The organism is Proteus sp. LHD240705 (assembly GCF_047921555.1).
In the GTDB taxonomy this organism is placed as follows: domain Bacteria; phylum Pseudomonadota; class Gammaproteobacteria; order Enterobacterales; family Enterobacteriaceae; genus Proteus.
Genome location: NZ_JBLRMI010000001.1, coordinates 395,214 through 413,650, shown reverse-complemented (window position 1 = coordinate 413,650; position 18,437 = coordinate 395,214). Strand labels below are relative to the sequence as shown.

13 protein-coding genes are annotated in these 18,437 nt (G+C 34.1%); 6 read left to right on the top strand and 7 right to left on the bottom strand.

What is annotated here, in order from left to right:
- The first annotated feature begins 53 nt into the window (after positions 1 to 53).
- Together ACNART_RS01925 and ACNART_RS01920 are read left to right on the top strand one after the other, a co-directional pair.
- Complete coding sequence (locus tag ACNART_RS01925; protein ID WP_198620006.1) at positions 54 to 530, top strand: NUDIX hydrolase; 477 nt, start codon at positions 54 to 56, stop codon at positions 528 to 530.
- Positions 531 to 1,050: 520 nt separating this feature from the next.
- Positions 1,051 to 2,649 carry a methyl-accepting chemotaxis protein gene (locus ACNART_RS01920; RefSeq protein WP_198620007.1) on the top strand — a complete coding sequence of 533 codons (1,599 nt, stop codon included), beginning with the start codon at positions 1,051 to 1,053 and terminating at the stop codon, positions 2,647 to 2,649.
- An 89-nt stretch (positions 2,650 to 2,738) separates the two neighbouring features.
- On the opposite strand, the gene ACNART_RS01915 is transcribed toward ACNART_RS01920, so the two are convergent.
- On the bottom strand, positions 2,739 to 3,737 hold the full coding sequence (locus ACNART_RS01915; protein ID WP_109372260.1) for a 2-hydroxyacid dehydrogenase: 999 nt from the start codon (positions 3,735 to 3,737) through the stop codon (positions 2,739 to 2,741).
- Positions 3,738 to 3,886: 149 nt separating this feature from the next.
- Here ACNART_RS01915 and ACNART_RS01910 point away from each other — a divergent pair, with 149 nt between their 5' ends.
- Genes ACNART_RS01910 through ACNART_RS01900 form a run of 3 tightly spaced genes read left to right on the top strand, consistent with a single transcriptional unit; the run spans position 3,887 to position 7,069 of the window.
- On the top strand, positions 3,887 to 6,523 hold the full coding sequence (locus ACNART_RS01910; protein WP_416303424.1) for a YdbH family protein: 2,637 nt from the start codon (positions 3,887 to 3,889) through the stop codon (positions 6,521 to 6,523).
- Positions 6,520 to 6,726: a YnbE family lipoprotein gene (locus ACNART_RS01905; RefSeq protein WP_100159376.1), complete on the top strand. Its 207-nt coding sequence runs from the start codon at positions 6,520 to 6,522 to the stop codon at positions 6,724 to 6,726. Before ACNART_RS01910 ends, ACNART_RS01905 begins: the two co-directional genes overlap by 4 nt.
- 10 nt (positions 6,727 to 6,736) lie before the next feature.
- Positions 6,737 to 7,069, top strand: a complete 333-nt coding sequence (locus ACNART_RS01900) for a YdbL family protein (protein WP_198620009.1) — start codon at positions 6,737 to 6,739, stop codon at positions 7,067 to 7,069.
- Between the two features lie 97 nt (positions 7,070 to 7,166).
- Here the strand turns inward: ACNART_RS01900 and ACNART_RS01895 are convergent, their stop codons facing one another.
- The 5 genes from ACNART_RS01895 to ACNART_RS01875 all read right to left on the bottom strand — a co-directional run bounded on the left by ACNART_RS01895 (position 7,167) and on the right by ACNART_RS01875 (position 12,420).
- Positions 7,167 to 7,730 carry a fimbrial protein gene (locus ACNART_RS01895; RefSeq protein ID WP_198625665.1) on the bottom strand — a complete coding sequence of 188 codons (564 nt, stop codon included), beginning with the start codon at positions 7,728 to 7,730 and terminating at the stop codon, positions 7,167 to 7,169.
- Positions 7,731 to 7,751: 21 nt separating this feature from the next.
- Positions 7,752 to 10,121: a fimbria/pilus outer membrane usher protein gene (locus tag ACNART_RS01890; RefSeq protein WP_416303423.1), complete on the bottom strand. Its 2,370-nt coding sequence runs from the start codon at positions 10,119 to 10,121 to the stop codon at positions 7,752 to 7,754.
- 44 nt (positions 10,122 to 10,165) lie between these two features.
- Positions 10,166 to 10,813 (bottom strand): molecular chaperone, encoded by a 648-nt coding sequence (locus ACNART_RS01885; protein ID WP_416303422.1) that lies wholly within the window; start codon positions 10,811 to 10,813, stop codon positions 10,166 to 10,168.
- Between the two features lie 93 nt (positions 10,814 to 10,906).
- Entirely contained in the window at positions 10,907 to 11,458 is a 552-nt protein-coding gene (locus tag ACNART_RS01880) for a fimbrial protein (protein ID WP_416303421.1), read from the bottom strand.
- 338 nt (positions 11,459 to 11,796) lie between these two features.
- Positions 11,797 to 12,420, bottom strand: a complete 624-nt coding sequence (locus ACNART_RS01875) for an FMN-dependent NADH-azoreductase (protein ID WP_198620014.1) — start codon at positions 12,418 to 12,420, stop codon at positions 11,797 to 11,799.
- 233 nt (positions 12,421 to 12,653) lie between these two features.
- Here ACNART_RS01875 and hrpA point away from each other — a divergent pair, with 233 nt between their 5' ends.
- Complete coding sequence (gene hrpA, locus ACNART_RS01870) at positions 12,654 to 16,550, top strand: ATP-dependent RNA helicase HrpA (protein WP_416303420.1); 3,897 nt, start codon at positions 12,654 to 12,656, stop codon at positions 16,548 to 16,550.
- A gap of 252 nt (positions 16,551 to 16,802) precedes the next feature.
- Here hrpA and ACNART_RS01865 read toward each other — a convergent pair whose 3' ends face one another.
- On the bottom strand, positions 16,803 to 18,197 hold the full coding sequence (locus tag ACNART_RS01865; protein WP_109372269.1) for a basic amino acid/polyamine antiporter: 1,395 nt from the start codon (positions 18,195 to 18,197) through the stop codon (positions 16,803 to 16,805).
- Positions 18,198 to 18,437: the final 240 nt, after the last annotated feature.

Sequence of the window (18,437 nt, the reverse complement as noted above, 5' to 3'; positions counted from 1 at the left end):
ATAGGTGTGATGTACATTGGGTAAAAATAAATAGAGTAAAGGATCAGAATATTATGACAATAGAAGTGCCTAAGAGTCATTTCACCGCAACGGGCATTGTATTCAATGAACAGGGCAAATTCCTTCTCCATTTACACTCTAAAATAGGTTGTTGGTTACCACCTGGTGGTCATATAGAAGAAAATGAAGAGCCACAAGATGCAGTATTAAGAGAAATAGAAGAAGAAACAGGCTTACTGTGTGAGTGTCTTTGCTATCAACCTGAATTTAGCCTTAACCTCAATAACAATGATGTTATTGAGCTTGTAAAACCTCTCGCCATTTTAAAAGAACCCATCCACGATAAAAAACAAGGATTTCATTATCACATTGATATGATTTACCTTTGCAAGCCGCTAAAAAATAGCCGATTAACAAATAATTCTTTCCAATGGCTTTCTTTGGAAGAAGTTAGAAAAATAGAAACCCCATTAAATGTGATAAGACTTATTGAACTAACTGAAAAACTATTAATAGAAAAAATTATTTAAATTTCTTAATAAAGCTAAATTACTCATAATAAATAAACAATAAAAGCGGTTTTTAGAAACTGCTTTATTTTTATTGGAAATAAAACACTTTTAAAACTCACTGTAAATTAATCTCAGAATTAAATTAATTAATGTTAATAGGTAAATATACCTATTAAAACTTAATATGAAAATACATAAATAAAATCAAAAAAACTAAAATATAATTAATAAATTATCTTTTTCTGAGTAAAATCACCTTCATTGCGGGATATTATATAGTTAATTTGTATCTTGGTGGCTAAAACAATCGTTTATTTCATAAATGAAAAATGGTTTTCACTGTACTCTAAAGTTTTCTCTCATTATTACCGACATTATAAACAAAGGTAGATCCTACGTGCCTTTATATTCTAATGAATAAATCTTAGCCTTATTTTATTGACACTAGGGAATATGCTCTTTACCAGAAAAAGAGTGCATTCTGATATCTTACAAATGTACAGATAACAAACTCTGTATATTTTGATGGAATATGACCATGTTTAAAAATATCAGTATAGAAAAGACCGTTAAGGTCATGCTGGCCATTTTGTTTGCGTTGATTATGAGCATTATTTATTTTAGTTATGATGCTTCCACTCGCTCCTACAATAATTTCGTTTCATCAAATAGCCTCAGTCAGCAAATGTTACTTATGGGCAAAGCGCGATATCAAATGGCGGTGATCAGGGCAAATATTAATGGGTTAGATGGACAATTACGCGTTAATGAAAAACCCTCAGCAAAATACTTTCACCAAACTGCGGAATATATTGAAATAACGCGTGAAGAGATCCATCGTTGGTCAGATACGGAAAAACTCACCCAAGAAGGGCGAGAATTAGCCGATGATATGACAAAGCGTTTTGATGAACTGCTGGATATCTTCACTGGCGCACTAGATAAACTGCGTAAAGGTGAGCTAACAACACACTCTGCCAGTGTTAAAATGGATGAGCTAAATGATATTACTATGCAATATTATGCTGTTGCTAATGGCATTGAGAATAGCTATATCGATATTGCAAAAACATCCCAAGAACGCTTGATGTTGGTGTCGATTTCTATTGGCACTGTCGTTATTCTCTTATTTATCTTTATATTACGTTGGTTCTCTCATACGTTTATTGGCAATATTAAAATCTTAATCAACATATTTAGTAAGATGAGCCAAGGCGATTTAAGTATGCGTGTAGAGAATCATGGTACTAATGAATTTGGTCAGTTATTCAATGAAATGAATAAGATGAAAAATTCATTAAGCCATATGATCGCATCTGTCAAAAATGCAGTGAATACCATCAGTGTAAGTGCAAGTGAAATTGCGACAGGAAATACTGATTTATCTTCCCGTACTGAGGAGCAGGCTAGTGCATTACAAGAAACTGTTGCGAGCATGGAGCAAATTAAAACAACAGTTGAGAAAAATGCGGATAACTCGCGTGAAGCTAGCAAATTAGCACTAACAGCAACGGCATCTGCTCAAAATGGCGAAAATGTGATGGATAGCGTGGTAGAGACCATGTCTTCAATCTCTGAAAGTGCGAAAAAAATTGCAGATATCAATGACATTATTAACAGCATAGCCAATCAAACGAATATTTTGTCACTGAATGCGGCAGTTGAAGCAGCAAGAGCAGGTGAGCAAGGTAGAGGATTTACCGTTGTTGCGTCTGAAGTGCGCAGTTTAGCTAGCCGCAGTGCCGAAGCTGCAAAAGAGATCAATGAGTTGATTACGCACTCTGTTAATAAAGTGCATGTTGGTTCGCAACAGGTTGCTCAAGCTGGACGTTCAATGTCAGAGATCGTTACAACCATTAATCAGGTAAATGACTTTATGCAACAGATTGCCCTTGCTTCTAATGAACAAAGCATGGGTATTAACCAAATCGCGTTGGCCGTCAGTGAAATGGATACCGTTACTCAGCAAAATGCAGCATTGGTTGAAGAATCAGCAGCTATCACAGCAAATATGGATGATGAAGCTCATCAATTAGCTAAATTGGTTTCACAATTTACAGTAGATGAAGAGAACGAAATTCTTTCACGTTTTGATTCAACACAATCAACAGAAGTTATCGACACTCAAGGAAAATAAGTGTCGTATCGATGATAAATAAAATAAGCCCCCTTGGCTAATCTATGGCGAAGGGGGCTTTTTATTACATTTATTCTTAATGCCTAGAATTAAGCTTTGATCTGATTAACGCACTCATTACCTGAAGCAATCTCTTTAATATTGTGCAGAGTTGTTTCACTAATACTGATTAAGGCTTCTTCTGTTAAAAATGCTTGATGCCCAGTAAATAACACGTTATGGCAAGAAGAAAGACGACGGAAAATATCATCCTGAATAACGTCATTTGATTTATCTTCAAAGAAAAGATCGCGTTCATTTTCATAAACGTCCATTCCCAGTGCACCAATTTTGCCTTGTTTCAATGCATTAATCGCAGCCGCAGAGTCAATCAATGCACCACGACTGGTGTTAATAATCATCACACCATCTTTCATCTGTGAAAAAGCAGTTTCATTTAATAGATGATGATTATCTGCGGTTAATGGGCAATGTAATGAAATTACATGGGAGTTTGCGTAAATCGTCGCCAAATCAACATATTCGGCACCTAAATCAAGTACAGCTTGGTTTGGGTAAGGATCATAGGCAAGTAACTTCATGCCAAAACCCTTTAATATGCGTAATGTTGCTAATCCTATTTTACCTGTACCAATAATACCGGCAGTACGATTATGCATATTAAAGCCAGTTAAGCCTTCTAATGAGAAGTTAGCATCACGAGTACGTTGATAAGCTCTGTGTATACGACGATTAAGTGACAGCATCATACCAACAGCATGTTCTGCAATAGCCTCTGGTGAGTAAGCAGGAACACGAACAACAGTAATGCCTAATTCAGCGGCCGCTTCTAAGTCAACATTATTAAAGCCCGCGCAGCGTAATGCGAGAATACGTATATTAAGGCTAGCAAGTTCTTGTAAAACCGCACGATTTGCATCGTCATTGACGAAAATACAGACAGCATCAGCGCCAACGGCATTTTTTGCAGTTTGTTCTGTTAAATTAAAATCGAAATATTCAATATCATAATGATATCCATTATGTTGATTGACCCATTCCATGTGCTTACGATCATAATGTTTAGTACTATAGGAAACGATTTTCATCCAGTCTTCTCTACTCTCGATTAAATTTTTATTCAGAGGCTAGAAAAACAAGAATTATCCAGCCCCAATATGAAAGAAATTAATACTATCATTATAAACAATTTAACGAGGTAAGTGGATGATTCAGGTTTGTTTAAAAGGAATATAATGTGTTGTTAAGAAAAACAATCAAATGGACAGGGACGATACTACTAGGCGCCGGCCTAATAGGCACTGCTTTATGGGTGTCTATTCCTCGTTGGTTACCTGTTGTTGCTCATTATTACTTACCTGAAGGTGTAACTCTTTCTTTATCACAGCCCAAATTACAGCGTATGGGTGTTTCAATTGAAAACATCGTATTAAAGACAGAGAATTGCACTTTAGCTAATCTTGATAACTTTGTTTTCTCTTATCAAAAAGAACAGATTGATAAATTGCAATTTAATAGCCAGCAACTTGCCATTGATGAACAATGTTTTTCAATGATGCCTGTAAGTAAGCAAGAAGAAACTGCAACCGTTCCTCTTGAGATAAATTCACTACTGACTTCAATACCTCATTTATTTGTCAACATCGAAAATGTACTCTTAAAAGAAAATGCGCGTTATCAAGGTTCTTTGCAATTAAGAACACAAAATAATGGAAGATTAATGACTTACCAAGGAGAAAATGTACAACTTGGTATTTTTATTAGAGATAACCAATGGCTTGATATTAAACGGTTCAAAGTGAATTTGCCTGATGACAATAACATTGAACTTGCTGCTGAAATAGCGCTTCCTCTTGATGTTGCTTCATTACCAGAAAAAGGAACCATTGATGCGACACTATTGACGTCTCACTACGCTTACCCATTGGTTGTTATTCTTGAATGGGTAGGAAAATCTGGCACGATTTCGCTTGCTGAACAAGGTGGTGGCCATGCATTGGCTTTATTACCTTGGAAAGTGACACCCGAAAATATAGTGATTGAACAAGGTCGTTGGGAATGGTTTGGATTGGATCAACCTTTGCGAGGCGGTGTAAATATTAATATCGCTCAATGGCAAAAAGGATTGGCGGATTTAAGACTAACTGCACGATTAAACGTGATGACAGAAGGCAAAGCGGGAAAAGGGAATTTAGTAATATCGATCCCTGAAACCGCAGTAAATTGGTTAGATGCACAAATCCCTATTCAAATCACTGGTATTGTTAATAAAGAATTAATGCAAGCCAGTGCGCAATTACCTGTTAAAGTCACTGGCATGTTGACCGATCCTACTGTTGAATTTCAATCTGGCTCTTTGTTTCGTTTTAAAGGACCACTCACTGAAACGCTTACCATCACAGATGCTCGTTTACCTTTAGCTGGAACCACACTTTCATCAAATGGTTTTAATGGTCGTTTAAATGCGATAGTCGTTGCCCAAGATAGCATTTGGGGGGATTACCGTATTCATTTTCAAGGTAAGGCGATTGATTTTTTACCTGACAATGGGACTTGGCAATGGCGCTATTGGGGAGAAGGGGATTTATTACCTTTAAAAGCACGTTGGGATATCGCAGGAACAGGGTACTGGGCTGATAAAGTGGTTAGTTTTGAGAAACTCAATACAGGTTTTGATGTTTTAAAATATCAAAATACTACGATGACTGCTCCTCGATTATCTTTAGAAAGTCCGTTTCGTTGGGTAAGAGATGATAAAAAGCCTGTATTTAATGGAAAACTAAAATTAACGAGTCAACGTATTGATTTTCCTGCTGGTGGTTTTTTAGATAAGGCCGATTTTATTGCCACAGTTAATGGTGATTCCCCTTTTAATTTTAATGTAAAAGGCGAATTAAGTGCTAAACCCAATATAGGACCTATTGCAATAAATACGCGTTGGGATGGCGCAAGATTAAGAGGTCAAATGCGTTGGCCTTCACAACCTATTAATGTTTTTCAATCGCTCTTGCCTGAAGATTTAGGGATCACTCTTGATAAAGGTGAACTCTACACACAAGCAGATTTTTCTATTGCACCAGAACAAGGATTAATAGCAGGAGGGCATCTTGTTGTTAAACAAGGTGGAATGTGGCTTAAAGATGGTGTTTTAGAAGGTTTAGATTTTATTTTGCCTTGGCGTTTAAATGGCGACGAATGGCAATTAGGTGTTAAACAGCCTGTCCAGTTACGGATAAAGCGTGTTAATAATCTTTTTGACATGACGGATATTACGGCTGATCTTCAAGGTTTTTACCCTGCAACAGAAAATAAACCGTTAGTTCTATCTAATGTGAATGTTGCTATGCTTGATGGAACCATTTCATTGGCAAAACTCACAATTCCACAACATGATGCAGCGATTATTTCTCTTGATAACATTCAATTAAGTCATCTTTTTACTTTGTTAAAAGTGACGCAGTTTGCGGCATCAGGTAAAGTTAGTGGTGAATTTCCGTTTTTTATTAATAATAACCAATGGATTATTAAAGATGGTTGGCTGGCTAATTCATCTTATTTAACGTTAAGACTTGATAAGGATTTTGTGGATTCTATTGATGAAAATAATATGTCTGCGGGCGTTGCTATGGCATGGTTGCGCTATTTAGAGATCAGCCGTTCTTGGACTCGCGTTAATTTAAGTAATTTGGGTGAGTTGGTATTAGAAGCAGAAATCAATGGAACGAATCCTCTAGAAGATAAACGTCGACAAGTTAATTTAAATTATCGACATGAAGAAAATGTCTTCCAATTATGGCGAAGTTTACGATTTGGTTCACAATTGGAAGAGTGGTTAGAAAAGAGCTTATCAGATTTAGGGAGTGAGTCAGAGTGAAACCATTATTCTTAAGAAAACTATTCTTACTAACAGCTTTGATGATGGGAATATCAGCATTAACAGGATGTATTCGGTTAGAAGTCGCCACACCGGATAAGCCCATTAACATTAATATGAATGTAAAAATTGAACATGAAATTAATGTAAAAATAGACCGACAAGTTGAAGATCTCTTAAAAAATAACAGCGCCATTTTTTAAAGGATAAATGATGAATTATAAAAAATATTTTTTAAGTTTTGCGCTAATGATAGCTTTAGGCAGTGCAAATGCCATAGCATTAACGCTTGATGAAGCAAGATCACAAGGATTAGTAGGGGAAACCTTTAGTGGTTATATTGAGCTTGTGCAAACTAATAACAAGCAGGCTCAACAACTTGCTGATGAAATAAATCAAGCAAGAAAAGCAAAATATGCTGAAATTGCTAAAACTAACCAAGTAACACCTGATTCTGTTGCTCGACTAGCAGGTGAAAAATTAGTCGCAAGAGCTAATGAAGGTGAGTTTGTAAAGGGGATTAATGGAAAATGGGTAAAGAAGTAGTTAAATCTTAAATACAGACTTAACCTCATTTTATTTTTAAAGCACGATATATTATAAATTTCTATCGTGCTTTTTTGTAGCTAATTTTTATGACTAATTAATCATTACCACTAAAATTAACAATATCGTCATTGATCATGACAATAAAATTAATGTTTGAGCGTATATAACCGGATGCAGGAGGCATATTATCTTTTTTAACATAGTTAACTAAAAAATAAAATTCAGCTTCTCCATCAGTCAGTTCTTCAGTAAATTCGCTCTTTTTATTAAGATTGATGGGTCTTTCTTCCTCATTGTACAATAATTGAAAAGCAATATTATTACTTGCATCTGGAGCACTAATCATATTTTTCAAGTAACCTGTTGTATTATCAATACTCGTATTTTCAATTTTTAAGCGAATATTCCCATTACTCTTAGAACAATCTTTTATATTAATAAGGATAATGTGAGGATCAATATTCGCTAATTCTCCTTTCTCATATGAAGAAAAGTCATTTCCGTTAATAGAAAATCTATCACTTGTATTTTCATAAATATGATCTATATCACAGCTTAGAGGAATATCGTGATCACCACGTCTTGGTATTGATGAAAATGAAAATGATGAATAGAGTAAAATTATAATTAAATAGAAGAAATGTTTTTTATTTTTCATATTTAGTACTTTTGTTTTGAATTAAAGACAATTAACTTCTTTTTTTATCAGGTTTTTTTTCTTTTCATCGGAACTCAAATTATAATTAAATTGACACTGTTTATCTTCTTCCCATTTTACTTTTATTAATCCATGATCAGGAATACCAGAAAGAAAAATAACATTATTTTCTGTCACCAATCCTTGAGAAATAATATTATCCTCTTTATCTAGTACGGTAACTGTTGAAGCAAAAGGAAGTGGGGTTATTGATTTGAAAATAATACGATAACCTGTTTTCATTGGAAAAGTAATTTTAGATATTGCACCTAATGTAGGAATAATACTCTTGCTGTAATATTCGGTTTCAACGGATTGGGGGAGTGTAGTCGCATTTAGTTTGATTTTATTTATTCGATAAGGCGTGATGTTATTTAAAATTAGGTTACCAAAGATATCTGTTTCTAAATTAGATGAAAATGATGTTTTAATACCAGTAATACCCTGTGTACTCACTAATGCAAAGGTTTTTCCTAAACGGGGTGTCAGAGTAATACCTTCGGAATGAAGTACTAATGCACCATTAATTGAAAAATTAAGATTGTAATTATTCTCTGATTTATTTCCAGAGAAACTATAAGATTGATAATTATTTTGATAGCGTGTATTAGCAGAAAATTGATTATATTTTCTTTTAGGATGATGTGTATGTTGATAGTTTATTGAATATCCTAAATTATTATTAAGCAATGCTCCTCCTAGATTTGTACTATTTGTATAACGTTTATTATTGACTTGATAGCTTGTTTGATTGTTCATCCAATGATGATGTTCAATATTACCTATAGGAATATGAAAATTAAATGAAAAATAATGATCCGAAAAATATTTCTCTGTTTTGAAATCATACTTTAAATGATAATTTACCCTATTAAATGAGGATGAAAAGGATGCTCCAATTTCAAATTCTTTCGATGAATCATGGTATGTTTTACCGTGGTAATGCAAAGAGAAGTAGCCTAACTCATTAATATTTTGAGATAAAGATAGTGAATGGTTTTTTTTAATGTTGTTTTTTGATAATGAATTACCTAAATAATGATAGAAAGACATTCCCGAAGTAAAGTGAGTTTGTGTCATGGGAATACTTTTCTGATAACGAAATTGATATTTAATTTTATTATTGTTATTTTTTTCATAACTTATATTTGTCGCTAAACCACCTAAAATACCTAAATCTAGAGATAGTCCAGATAAATAGGTTTGTCTTTTATTATGTTTTTTTATTGCACTGTAAGAAGTGATTTTTTGGCTTAGACCATATGAAAATTCGCCTAAAAGAAAAAGAGATTTTTTGTTATTTGGATGATCAGGTAATGTGCCTGAGATGATATTATATTGATAACTTCCTTTATTTAATTTATTCGGTAATGATGCAAAATAGTGTGTCGAAATTTTTACTCTTCCATCTGCTTCTTTGATCTCCAAAGTGAGTTTTTCACTTCCTATTGAAGGTAATGAATTTAAAAGAAAGGGGCCAGGAGGAACCGTTGTTTCATAGATGATCTTATCACCCTGTTTTATGATAATTTGAGCTTGTGTATCAGCAATACCTTCAATAATCGGGCTATTAGCATAAAGACTTTTGTTCGAAATTAAATTATTGGATATTAATTGAAAGCCAATAATTTTATCATTTGATAATATTCGTGTCGTAGGTGAAAATTTACCTCCATAAAAAAGAGAAGAAAAAGAATTAATTTGTCGATAGGTGTAAATTGATGAAAGCTTAGATTGATAACGATCTTTATTCCAATTAAATCCACTTTGACTACGTACACGCCAAGCTCCCATGTTAATACCTGAGTGTAAATTAAGTTTTTGCTCAGTCGATTTTTTTTGGTGATATTTAATCCAATAGGAATATTGAGTGAATAATGCGGTAATTCCGTCATCCCAATCTTGTTCATTGATGACATAGTCTGTTTTTTTTATTAATGCTTTTTGCGGAATGATTAAATTTAATTTTTGATTGGAAAATTGGTATTTAAAATCTATCGAATAATCGCTTAAAGGAGTTATTTCCTGATTTTCTTTTGTTATTTTATAAAAATAAGTATCAATACCAAGAGAAGTTAAATCATTGATAGAAAGACAAGGAGTTAACTTGTTATCTACATTTTTAAAATAAAGGAGCTTTGCCATTTTCTTTCTATTATTAATATGAATAATCGAATGATAAAACCCTTCAGGTTTTTTATCTTCAAGAAGTAGTTTAATCGTTTCATCATTAATATTAGAAAATGAATTAGAATAAAGAGAGAGGAAATTATTCTGAGCGATAGCATCTTTGGTGCAAATAATTATAAAAATAAAGAAAGTGAACTCCATTTTTTTATATTTAATCTTCATTTATTATGGCCTTATCTGTTGCATTTATTTCCACGCCATATTGATTAATTGTTTTCCCATTTAATTAATCCATCTTCTTTAATTATATTTTTTGTATTGTATTTTTTTAATGGAGGTATGGTTTTGCTTTTATTCATCAGTAGTACACCATTGTAACTAACATTAAGCAAAGTAATAAAGTAGGGTGTGGGATTGTTTATAATAAATTCATTATTTTTATTTTTTAAAAACTCAATTCTTTTATAAGCATCTTTTGCACCTTTTTCTATTGATATTGGTCTATATATTAAATTATAGACAGAATTCATTGATATATGTAATAAATTTCTATTTTCATCTGAATTAGATAGCAATGGTATTCTCTTAATGTTTATTTTATATAGTGTTTCTTGATCCTTTTTTTCTATCTCATCTGTTTTAAAAATTTTTAAAGAATAGTTTTCATTTTTTTCTATTTTAAAAAGTGGGGGGGTGATAATAAAAGGTAATTCAGTATCATTATTTTCATCATAATGCGAAATCCAGCTTTGTATAAAATAATCATTAGTTGTGTTATTTTTTATTTCAATAATCTCCTGACCTTTGCTTTCAATAAAAATAAATTTATCCTTATTTATTTCTATTGATGCGTAACCATAAGTAGGGATGATTATAAATAGATATAGTGTGGTGGTTATTATTTTTTTAATCATTTTCTATTGTTATATAGTAATATTATATTATTATTTATAAATAAGGAATGTTAAAACAAAGCTGGATAACCAGCTTTGTTTACTTTTTGAATTTTAATTTAGGTCTTCAATATCAGAATAAATAACATCAAAACTTAAGCTAGCCGTTACTTGGCCAGGTGTTGCGCTTGCATTGTCTGGTTTTTTATAATTGGCTAGAAATTCATAACTTGCCGTATTATCATCACCATCAATATTTACTTTAAATGCTGGATTTTCTGCTATTGATAAGTCTATTTCATTTCCATCTGCATTTAAAATAGCAACAGATACATTACTACCATCTTTTGCTGTATTTTTTAATATACTTTCTCCGTTATTTTTAACTCTTAATTTTATATTCTGAAGGCCATCAGAACAATTTGTAAAATTAATGTTAATTGGTAGTGCGTCCACGTTTGTCAAATGGGTATCTGCAAAATTATTTGCTTGAACGTCATGTAATTTAATTGGTGCTATATTTTGTAACTCACAGCGAAGATTTTGTGTTACTAAGCCACTAATTTCAACTGAACCTATACCATTTTCTACATATTCAACTGCATTTGATTGGGTCGATAAAAAACTTGTAGATAAAATGAGCATTGAGAGTAAATTCTTTTTCATTTAAAATTCCATTTATTGAATTAATAAAATTATTTAATAATCTTCTTATCTCTAGAAGCAAAAAAATATTATTAATTTATCTTTTTAAAATCAAATTTAATTCAATCCTATATATCTATTTTTAGCGTGAATAATAGAATAAATTCTTTTTTTAAAACTAATTCTTAAATTATATTTTTAATAAATCAGGTTATTTCGGAATTATCTTCTTTTAAGGTTTTTTAGTTATAACTCAATAAGGTCTTTTTTATAAAAAATTAAGTGATATTGATATATCTTTAATATTTAGATATAAAAAAAGCACCTAGTTAGGTGCTTTTATAAAAAGATAAAATTAATTATTTTGCGGTGATATTTTTTGTACTAATTACAGTATCAATTTCTTTTTGTGCTTGCAGATGAGATTGCTGTGCATATTCTTCACCAAATGCAGTACCCTCAGCCATAATAAATTGTACGTCATTGATACCGATAAAAGCTAAAAACTGTGTAAGGAATGGAACAATCAAATCAGAAGGTTTATCTTTATGAACACCACCACGACTGGTTAATACAACAGCTTGTTTGTTTTCGAGTAAACCAACAGCACCCGCTTCTGTATAAGTAAATGTTTCGCCTGCGCGAGCAATAAAATCGATATAATGTTTTAATTGCGCTGAAATTGAGAAGTTATACATTGGTGCAGCAATCACAATCATATCGTGTGCTTTTAATTCATTAATTAGTTCATCTGATAAAGCTCTAGCTGATTTTTGTTCATCAGAGAGTATGGAAACATCTTTGCCAAAGGCAAATAAGGTGGCTTGATCTAGAGCTGGTATAGGATCTTTAGCGAGATCACGTACAGTAATCAGGTCGTCTTTATGGTTTTTTTGCCAATTTTCAATTAAGTAATCGGTCATTTTATTACTGTGTGAATAGCTATCTAAAATGCTGGATTTCAGTACAAGGATCTTTTTCATTATTTTCTCGTGGTCTATAAAATGTTCTATTTATTTAAATTTATTGGTTAATAGTAGTTTACCCAATCTTTAAAATATCACATCACAATCCTTTGAATATGCTATTCAAAATTATTGATTATATGAAATCATATACTAAGAAATTTAATCAAGCCTTTATGTGCAAATAGCCTGTTGTGATATTATGAACTCAATAGTTTTGATTAGAATAACCTCAAAAAGGATAATAAAAGGTGACATTATCATCTGCCACGCTCTATCAAGAAATAGAGCAATTATCGTTGCGGGAGCAGCAGCGATTAAGAAAACGTCTACGTGGCGTCGCTAAAATTAATAATGAAGAGTCTAAACAAGCGGTATTAAGTGCAATTAAAGAAGATATTAATACGGCACAACAGATGATAATTCGCCGTCGTGCTAATTGTCCTGAAATTACTTACCCAGAAAACCTGCCTGTTAGTCAAAAGAAAGATGCTATTTATAATGCAATAAAAGATAACCAAGTCGTTATTATTGCAGGGGAAACTGGCTCTGGTAAAACAACACAGATCCCTAAAATTTGTCTTGAATTAGGACGAGGGATCAAGGGTTTTATTGGTCACACTCAGCCTCGTCGTTTAGCTGCACGTTCAGTAGCTGAACGTATCGCTCATGAATTAAAAAGTACGTTAGGCGGATCTGTAGGTTATAAGGTTCGCTTTAGTGATCATGTTGGCGATAACACCCTCGTTAAGCTAATGACAGATGGTATTTTATTGGCGGAATTACAGCAAGATAAGCTGTTACTACAATATGACACTATCATTATTGATGAAGCCCATGAACGTAGTTTAAATATCGACTTTATTCTTGGCTATTTAAAGCAGCTATTACCTAAGCGCCCTGATTTAAAAGTTATTATTACTTCTGCAACCATCGACCCTGAACGTTTTTCCAAGCATTTCAATCAAGCACCGATTATTGAAGTATCTGGCCGAACTTATCCTGTTGAAGTGAGATATCGTCCTATTGGTGGTGACGAACTTGACAGTGATAAGGATATGACCGATGGCATTGTTGATGCTATTGATGAATTAAGCAGAGAAAGTGCGGGTGATATTCTTATTTTTATGAGCGGTGAGCGAGAAATTCGTGACACTGCTGATGCGCTGAATAAATTACAACTTCGCCATACTGAAGTATTGCCTTTATTTGCCCGTTTATCTAACAGTGAACAAAACCGAATTTTTCATCCTCATAATGGCAGGCGCATTATTTTAGCCACTAACGTTGCCGAAACTTCATTAACTGTGCCGGGTATTAAGTACGTTATTGATACCGGTTTTGCGCGTGTTAGTCGTTATAGTTATCGCACTAAAGTACAACGACTTCCAATAGAGCCTATTTCTCAAGCTTCAGCAAATCAGAGAAAAGGGCGTTGTGGTCGTGTTTCCGATGGTATTTGTATTCGTCTTTATTCAGAAGATGATTTTATTTCTCGTTCTGAATTTACTGATCCAGAAATATTAAGAACTAACCTTGCATCTGTTATTTTGCAAATGACGTCGATAGGGTTAGGTGATATTAGTGCTTTCCCATTTGTACAGCCACCTGATAAACGCAATATTCAGGATGGTGTTCGTTTATTAGAAGAACTAGGCGCGTTACAAGACGAAACCGATCACAATGGTGCTTATCGTTTAACCCCAATGGGGAAACAACTTGCACAACTTCCTATTGATCCTCGTTTGGCGAGAATGGTACTTGAAGCACGTAAATATGGTGCAGTAAAAGAGTTGATGGTTATTACATCCGCACTTTCAATTCAAGATCCTCGTGAAAGACCGATGGATAAACAACAAGCTTCTGATGAAAAGCATCGACGCTTCCAAGATAAAGATTCTGATTTCTTGTCTTTTTTAAATATGTGGGATTATTTAAAAACTCAACAAAAAGAGTTGAGCCATTCCCAATTTAGAAAGCTATGTCGCCAAGAATTTTTAAACTTTATGCGTGTTCGAGAATGGCAAGATGTTTATACGCAATTGCGACAAGTTGTTAAAGAATTAGGTTTTCCTGTTAATAGCGAACCCGCTGATTTTAGACGTATTCACGTTGCTCTACTCAGTGGCTTGTTGTCACATATTGGTCAAAAAGATGCCGATAAACAAGAATTTACAGGTGCGAGAAATGCTCGTTTTTCTATTTATCCTGGCTCTGGTTTATTTAAAAAACCACCAAAATGGACTATGGTGGCAGAGTTAGTCGAGACGTCTCGTTTATGGGGACGAATCGCAGCGCGCGTTGAACCTGAATGGATTGAACCTATCGCCGAACATCTAGTGAAACATCACTATAGCGAACCACATTGGTCAAAAGCGCAAGGCGCTGTAATGGCTAATGAAAAAGTTACGTTATATGGTTTACCTATTGTTGCCTCTCGACCTATTAATTATAGCCAAATTGATCCGTTATTATGTCGTGAGCTATTTATCCGCCATGCGTTAGTAGAAGGTGATTGGCAAACTCGTCATGCATTCTTCCGTGACAATTTAAAATTACGGACTGAAGTGGAAGAGTTAGAGCATAAATCTCGTCGTCGTGACATTCTTGTTGATGATGAAACAATGTTTACTTTCTACGATCAGCGAATACCACAAGACGTTGTTTCATCACGTCATTTTGATAAATGGTGGAAAGAAGCACAAAAAGCATCACCTGATCTGCTTAACTTTGAAAAAAGTATGCTTATCAAGGATGATGCCAAACGTGTTAGCGCACTAGATTATCCAAATTATTGGCATCAAGATAATTTAAAATTACGCTTAACTTATCAATTTGAACCGGGTACGGCAGCTGATGGTGTCACTGTTCATATTCCATTACCGATTTTAAATCAGGTAAAAGATGAAGGTTTTGATTGGCAAATTCCAGGTATTCGTCATGAATTGATAGTGGCCTTAATTAAGTCATTACCAAAGCCTATCCGTCGTAATTTTGTACCAGCACCTAATTATGCTTCTGCTTTTTTAGAACGTGTCCCTCAAGTTGAGGGCTGCTTACTCGATAAACTCGAAAACGAATTACGCCGAATGACAGGAGTGACCGTTGATAGAGAGAGTTGGCAACTTGATCAAGTTGCTGATCACTTAAAAATGACATTCCGTGTTGTTGGCGATAAAAATAAAACGCTGGCAGAAAGTAAAGATCTCAATAAATTAAAAGAGAACTTAAAGGAAAAAGTGCAAGAAACATTATCAGCAGTAGCGGATGATGGTATCGAACAACAAGATTTACATATTTGGAGTTTTGGTGATTTGCCTCAGCGTTATGAGCAAAAACGGGGTGGCTATTCAGTGAAAGCTTATCCAGCACTCGTTGATGAAAAAAACAGTGTGGGTATTAAGCTTTTTGAAACAGAATCTGAACAGCAAGCTTCAATGTGGGAAGGAGTAAGACGACTATTATTATTAAATATTCCGTCACCGATAAAATACCTACATGAGAAATTACCAAATAAAGCAAAACTTGGTCTTTACTTTAACCCTTATGGCAAAGTGTTAGAGTTGATTGATGATTGTATTGCTTGTGGTGTTGATAAACTAATGGCGTCTTATGGTGGTTTAGTTTGGCAAGAAGGCGAGTATCAAAAACTGCAAGAATATGTCAGAGCTGAACTAAACGATGCTGTAGTCGAAATAGCAAAACAAGTTGAATCTATTTTGACTCAAGTTTTTGCCATCAATAAACGTTTAAAAGGGCGGGTGGATATTAGCGTTGCTTTTGCATTGTCTGATATTAAAGCTCAACTTAGTCAGTTAGTTTTTCCTGGTTTTGTTACCTCTCATGGATGGAAACGTCTTGCGGATATTCCTCGTTATTTGAGTGCAATTGAAAAACGAATGGAAAAACTGGCCATTGATCCTAATCGCGATCGCGCTCAAATGAGCAGAGTTGAAAATGTTATTCAACAGTGGCAACAGTGGTTAGGTAAGCTAACAGAGAAACAAAAGCAGCAAGAGGAAGTGCAAAATATTCGTTGGATGATAGAGGAACTGAGAGTAAGCCTGTTCGCTCAACAGATAGGTACACCGTATCCAATATCAGATAAACGTATATTGCAGGCGATGGAACAAGTTAGTTTTAACTAATTTAATAGTGACATTTTTAAACCCACGGGAACTCATGCTTCTTGTGGGTTTTTATTGCCTAGCTAATAAATAGCTAGCTATTTATTAGTTACAACATACAATGTATTTCTTAATTTATAACTACCTAACCATCGATATTAAAAAAAACAGCTTAGCAGGGGAATTTTTTTGACTTAAGTGAAATTGATTTTTGGAGAGAAGGAAGGGAAAGGTAAGAGAGGCACTGTTTTTCGAGTACCTCTCAGATTGTCTTTAGTAAATAGTTAAGTAGCCTAATGCCGGAATAGCGCCAAATAAGACTAGTGCTAACAGAATTCGCTCACTTATATGCAATGGTTTTTTATCTTTATACTGCTTGCGTGTATATAAAAACATTAGGATACCTGGTGCATACAGAACGACAGAGAGTAATAAATTAATAACACCTGATGCATAAAGTAGCCATAAACCGTAAAGACTTGCAGGTATGGCTATTAATAATAAGGCACGGCTACTGCGTGCAATTGCCACTTTAAATAAAAATGCACCGACGAGAAAGTAAGGAACAAGGATCATCTCTGATGCAATGGTCAGTAATGTATTGTAGTTACTTCCCGTCAACCAAATTAAAACTAAAGAGAATTGGACTGCACAATTGGTAAACCATAATGAAGATGAAGGCGCATCATTTTTATTCTGCTTCCCTAATTGTTTAGGGAAAGAGTGATGTAGTGCGGCAATATAAGGCACTTCTGCCGCCATAATTGTCCAACTTAAATATGCACCACATACAGAGAGAATAAGACCCGCTGCAATAATTATCTCGCCTATGTTACCAATAAGCTGAACAAGTAACGGCGCCATTGACGGGTTTTTCATCGCTGCTAATTCTGCTTGGCTAACTAAACCTTGCGATAATAAAGTGACAAGAATATAGATAACTAATGCGATGACAACGGCGAGTACTGTTGCTAAACCAACATCACGACGATTTTTAGCTCTTGCGGAAACTACGACCGCGCCTTCAATACCAATAAATACCCACAGTGTAATCAACATGGTATTTTTGACTTGATCCCAAACAGGGACACCCAGATTTACACCTTTAAAATCAAGGGTAAATATATCCATATTGAAAGCTAATAGGGCGACAATAACAAATAACCCTAAAGGAAGGAGTTTTGCCATTGTCGCCATTAAATTAATGCTGGCTGCAGTTTGAACACCACGTAATACAAGAAAATGGACAACCCAAAGTAAGATTGACTCTCCAATTAATGCTTGCCATGTATTCCCATCACCAAAAATAACGTTCTCTGGTGTATCTGTAAAAAAACTAAAGGCAGCAAAAACAATAACAAGATAAGAAACGTTAGCAACAACAGCGCAGACCCAATAACCCCATGCTGAACAAAAACCAATAAATTCACCAAATCCTTCTTTCGCATAGGTAAAAATGCCACCATCAAGATCAGGTCGAAGGCGCGAGAGGAGTAATAAAGATGTAGCAAGAAAGAGGATGCCAATGCCAGTTATCACCCAGCCAATAATCAATGCGGCAGGGCTGGCAACTTCGGCCATATTTTGAGGCAAACTGAATACACCTGCACCAACCATTGAGCTTAATACTAACGCGGTGAGTGATATTAAGCCAAGTTTCTTATTCAAGGATAATTACCTACGTGATTAAAATTGTAAATAAATAGCGTATTTTCTTGTTTTTTGGTCAGTAAATAGAATAAATATGAATATCTCAAATTTAAATAAAGATAAAAACACTAAAAAACAGCGAGATTTTACGTAGAGTTGACTTGGTTGTCTATGCATTAAATCATAAAAATTATGCACTTTTACAAAATGAGGTTGGTTTTGATGATATTTTGAGTAAAAAAAACCTCGCATCAGCAA

Coding starts and splice junctions, on each gene's coding strand:
- ACNART_RS01925 (WP_198620006.1), top strand. CDS start 54: ATGACAATAGAAGTGCCTAAGAGTCATTTCACCGCAACGGGCATTGTA.
- ACNART_RS01920 (WP_198620007.1), top strand. CDS start 1,051: ATGTTTAAAAATATCAGTATAGAAAAGACCGTTAAGGTCATGCTGGCC.
- ACNART_RS01915 (WP_109372260.1), bottom strand. CDS start 3,737: ATGAAAATCGTTTCCTATAGTACTAAACATTATGATCGTAAGCACATG.
- ACNART_RS01900 (WP_198620009.1), top strand. CDS start 6,737: ATGAATTATAAAAAATATTTTTTAAGTTTTGCGCTAATGATAGCTTTA.
- ACNART_RS01895 (WP_198625665.1), bottom strand. CDS start 7,730: ATGAAAAATAAAAAACATTTCTTCTATTTAATTATAATTTTACTCTAT.
- ACNART_RS01890 (WP_416303423.1), bottom strand. CDS start 10,121: ATGAAGATTAAATATAAAAAAATGGAGTTCACTTTCTTTATTTTTATA.
- ACNART_RS01885 (WP_416303422.1), bottom strand. CDS start 10,813: ATGATTAAAAAAATAATAACCACCACACTATATCTATTTATAATCATC.
- ACNART_RS01880 (WP_416303421.1), bottom strand. CDS start 11,458: ATGAAAAAGAATTTACTCTCAATGCTCATTTTATCTACAAGTTTTTTA.
- ACNART_RS01875 (WP_198620014.1), bottom strand. CDS start 12,420: ATGAAAAAGATCCTTGTACTGAAATCCAGCATTTTAGATAGCTATTCA.